4 protein-coding genes are annotated in these 4,215 nt (G+C 39.7%); all 4 read left to right on the top strand.

Annotated elements, in window-relative coordinates:
- Position 1: 1 nt before the first annotated feature.
- The 4 genes from B3D98_RS15000 to B3D98_RS15015 all read left to right on the top strand — a co-directional run bounded on the left by B3D98_RS15000 (position 2) and on the right by B3D98_RS15015 (position 4,034).
- Positions 2-412 (top strand): Fur family transcriptional regulator, encoded by a 411-nt coding sequence (locus tag B3D98_RS15000; protein WP_288583940.1) that lies wholly within the window; start codon positions 2-4, stop codon positions 410-412.
- Positions 413-587: 175 nt separating this feature from the next.
- Positions 588-1,490 (top strand): site-specific tyrosine recombinase XerD, encoded by a 903-nt coding sequence (gene xerD, locus B3D98_RS15005; protein ID WP_054550601.1) that lies wholly within the window; start codon positions 588-590, stop codon positions 1,488-1,490.
- Positions 1,491-1,588: 98 nt separating this feature from the next.
- A complete protein-coding gene (gene deoB / locus B3D98_RS15010) occupies positions 1,589-2,770 on the top strand; it encodes a phosphopentomutase (RefSeq protein WP_066036601.1) in 1,182 nt (393 codons plus the stop codon).
- A gap of 13 nt (positions 2,771-2,783) precedes the next feature.
- The gene (locus B3D98_RS15015) at positions 2,784-4,034 is read left to right on the top strand and encodes a thymidine phosphorylase (protein WP_048391297.1); all 1,251 of its coding nucleotides are present in this window, start codon (positions 2,784-2,786) and stop codon (positions 4,032-4,034) included.
- The last annotated feature ends 181 nt before the right edge of the window (positions 4,035-4,215 follow it).

Here is a 4,215-nt window from a genome sequence, read left to right on the forward strand (position 1 = left end):
GCTGACGCCGCAGCGAGAAGCGACAGTTGCTGTTTTGCTTGAGCACGAAGAGGACCACCTAAGTGCTGAAGATGTTTATCTTTTAGTAAAAGAAAAAGCACCTGAGATTGGTCTAGCTACTGTTTATAGAACGTTAGAATTATTAACTGAGCTCAAAATTGTCGACAAAATCAACTTTGGCGATGGCGTATCGCGCTATGATTTACGCCAAGAGGGAGCTGCCCATTTCCACCATCATCTTGTTTGTATCGAATGTGGTGCTGTTGATGAAATTCAAGAAGATTTACTTGAAGATGTGGAAGCCGTTGTTGAAAAACGTTGGAACTTTATTATAAAAGATCACCGACTAACTTTCCACGGCATATGCTGGCGCTGTCATGATAAAAACGACGAATCAAATGAAGAAAAATAACGAAAAACTGTCTGTTTTAATCTTTGGTATAGATTGAATCGGGCAGTTTTTTGTTTTTTTTATTGAAGTATAGACACCATTAGGGTTGGTGGTTTATGTCGAATGGAGGGTCCTTTAGCACATTTCTTAAGGCCATGCTAAAATAGAGAATAATTGACAGTGAGGGGGCGTTGTGATGAATGAATTTCAATATGCAGTTGAGGACTATATCCATTTTATTCAGGTGGAAAGGCAGTTATCTGTTAATACATTAGCATCCTATCGCCGAGATTTAGAAAGCTATGTACATTTTTTAAAGGAAGCAGAAGGTATGTCTGATTTTAGTGTGGTAGAACGGACAACTATATTACGCCATTTAGAGCAATTGCGGGCACAGGGAAAGACAAGTCGTACCATTGCCCGTCATATTTCATCGATTCGAAGTTTCCACCAATTTTTACTACGAGAAAAGCGCGCAGAAACTGATCCGACAGTCCATTTGGAGATGCCGACAATTGAGCAAAAGTTGCCTAATATTTTATCTATTCAAGAGATTGAAGCTTTACTAACAGCTCCAAATAAAAGTAAGCCACAAGGTATACGTGATCTTGCCATGCTGGAGTTACTATATGGGTCTGGTATGCGCATCAGTGAACTTATTGCACTGGATTTAGCTGATATTCATTTAACCATGGGCTTTGTACGTGTATTTGGGAAGGGTGGCAAGGAGCGAATCATTCCACTCGGCAAAAGCGCACTTTCGGCAATAAATGCCTATTTAAATGGTGCTCGTAGTCAATTACAGGGAAAGTACCCCAAAACAGATGCGTTTTTTATTAATCAAAGAGGGAAACGTTTAACAAGGCAAGGTTGTTGGAAATTAATGAAGGAGCATGCGTTAAAGGCAGGCATCCAACATGAATTAACACCACATACATTGCGTCATTCCTTTGCCACTCATTTGGTTGAAAATGGAGCCGATTTACGAGCGGTACAGGAGATGCTTGGTCATGCAGATATTTCTACTACCCAGATTTATACACATATTAGCAAAACAAGATTATCTGAGGTCTATAAGCAATTCCATCCACGTGCTTAAAAGATAATAGGAAAAAATTATTTTTCAGTCGGATGTCTGACCTTTATTTTTCGCATTTTTTTGGTAAAATAGAGTCATGAGATTAGGAGGCAACCATTATGAATAAACCTTTTAACAAAATCCATGTTGTTGTCATGGATTCCGTAGGTATTGGTGAAGCGCCAGACGCTGCTAAATTTGGGGATGTTGGCGCACATACACTAGGACATATCGCTGAAAAAATGAATGGGCTTACAATGCCAGTAATGGAGTCATTTGGTTTAGCGAATATTGAACCATTGCATGGAATGCATGCAACTACTGACCCTAAAGCATACTACGGTAAAATGCAAGAAGCATCAGTTGGTAAAGATACGATGACTGGCCATTGGGAAATCATGGGGTTAAATATTGATAAACCATTTAAAGTGTATCCAGATGGGTTTCCAGCAGAGCTAATTGATGAGCTAGAGAAACGTACAGGTCGGAAAGTGCTATGCAATCAGCCAGCAAGTGGTACACAAGTAATTGAAGATTTTGGGAAGGAGCATATGGAAACAGGTGCGATTATTGTCTATACATCAGCCGATCCTGTTTTACAAATTGCTGCTCATGAAGAAATCATTCCACTAGAAGAGTTATATAAAATTTGCGAAATTGCTCGTGAATTAACATTACAGCCTGAATATTTAGTAGGTCGCGTCATCGCACGACCATTTGTGGGTACGCCTGGAAACTTTACTCGTACATCCAATCGTCATGATTATGCGTTAAAGCCATTTGGTCGTACAACAATGAATGTTTTGAAGGACGCGGGATTAGATGTGATTGCAATTGGAAAAATCTCAGATATTTTCAATGGTGAAGGTGTGACAGATGCTGTACGTACAAAAAATAATATGGATGGTATGGATCAATTTGCAGAAGTTGTACGTCGTGACTTCCGTGGTCTAAGCTTCTTAAATTTAGTCGACTTTGATGCCAATTTCGGCCATCGACGTGATCCTCTAGGCTATGGACAGGCATTACAAGAATTTGATGCACGTCTACCAGAAATTCTAGAGGCAATGTCAGAAGACGATCTATTAATTATTACAGCAGATCACGGCAATGATCCAACCTTCCCAGGGACAGATCATACACGCGAATATGTACCACTAATTGTCTATTCACCACGTTTTAAAGGTGGTGCGGAACTTGCGCTTCGTGAAACCTTTGCAGATATTGCAGCAACAGTTGCAGAAAACTTTCATGTAGAAGCACCGCCATTCGGTAAAAGTTTCTTACATGATTTGAAATAAGGGGGTTTTTTGTATGAATATGGTTCAATTGTTTGAAAAGAAAAAACAAGGATTAGAGCTTTCTCAAGCTGAAATTCAGTATTTTGTTGAAGGCTATACGACAGGCTCTATCCCAGATTATCAAGCAAGTTCTTTATTAATGGCGATACGTTTACTAGGCATGTCTGATGATGAAACATTTTATTTAACAAAGGCAATGATCGAATCAGGCGATGTCATTGATTTAACATCTATTGAAGGCTTTAAAATTGATAAACACTCAACTGGAGGGGTTGGTGACAAGGTTACACTTGTTGTTACGCCAATTATTGCTGCTCTAGGAATTCCTGTTGCGAAATTTAGTGGTAAAGGCTTAGGGATTACTGGGGGGACAATTGATAAACTTGAATCCATTCAGGGCTTTAAAACAGAGCTTTCATCACAGGAGTTCATTGATAATGTCAATCAGCATAAAATTGCCGTTGCTGGACAAACAGGTAATCTAGTACCAGCCGACAAAAAATTATATGCATTACGTGATGTGACAGGTACTGTCGATTCTATTCCATTAATCGCAGCGTCGATTATGAGTAAAAAAATTGCAAGTGGTGCCGATGGTATAGTCCTCGATGTAAAATGTGGCTCAGGTGCGTTTATGAAGACGCAGGAAGAAGCACAGCGTTTAGCAGATACAATGACGGCTATTGGAGAAAAACTTGGCCGTAAAGTCATCGCACACATCAGTGATATGGATAATCCTTTAGGGAAAATGATTGGTAATAAGCTTGAGGTAGTGGAGGCTTATGCCCTATTAAGTGGACGTATGGAAGAAACGCATGAAGATTTGGTTGATGAATGTGTTGTCATCTCTTCCTTGATGTACCAAATTGCGGCAGGTGTGAATGAAGCGGAAGCAACAGCTGCTGTTAAGCGAGTGCTAGCAGATGGCTCTGCAGCTGCAAAATTCGAGGAGTTTATTGTGGCGCAAGGAGGAGTAGTCTCTGATATTGTTCAAAATGACACAGCTCATAAAGTAGCAGTGACAGCGGTTTCAGAGGGCACGGTGGAGACGATTAATGCTTTATTAGTTGGAGAAGCAAGTGTTAGTCTAGGCGCTGGACGTTTAACGAAGGAATCAAAGCTTGATTATGATGCAGGAATTCAGCTAATCGCCAAAAAAGGTGATCATGTTAATAATGGTGATACGATTGCTTATTTGTATTCAAATCAGCCAATTGACGAAGAGACAATTAATAAAATTCAGCAAGCTTATACAATTGCATAAAGATTTTTAGCGAGAGCCCTCACTTATGAGGGTTCTCGCTTTTTTGTGCGTTCGATGAATCGCCAAAATTTAGAGCTCGATAGCGTTTAGAAATTGTAGATTTATCCCATACTGCACTTAACCTAAAAAGCTATAAGTATGTCGATTAGACACTATTTCGGAAGACTTTGCACTAGTTCTG

Source organism: Lysinibacillus sp. UBA5994, from assembly GCF_002429725.1.
GTDB classification, from domain to species: Bacteria; Bacillota; Bacilli; order Bacillales_A; family Planococcaceae; genus Lysinibacillus; species Lysinibacillus capsici.

Bases quoted from the DNA above. Each gene is read 5' to 3' on its own strand.
- xerD (WP_054550601.1), top strand. From the start codon at position 588: ATGAATGAATTTCAATATGCAGTTGAGGACTATATCCATTTTATTCAG.
- deoB (WP_066036601.1), top strand. From the start codon at position 1,589: ATGAATAAACCTTTTAACAAAATCCATGTTGTTGTCATGGATTCCGTA.
- B3D98_RS15015 (WP_048391297.1), top strand. From the start codon at position 2,784: ATGAATATGGTTCAATTGTTTGAAAAGAAAAAACAAGGATTAGAGCTT.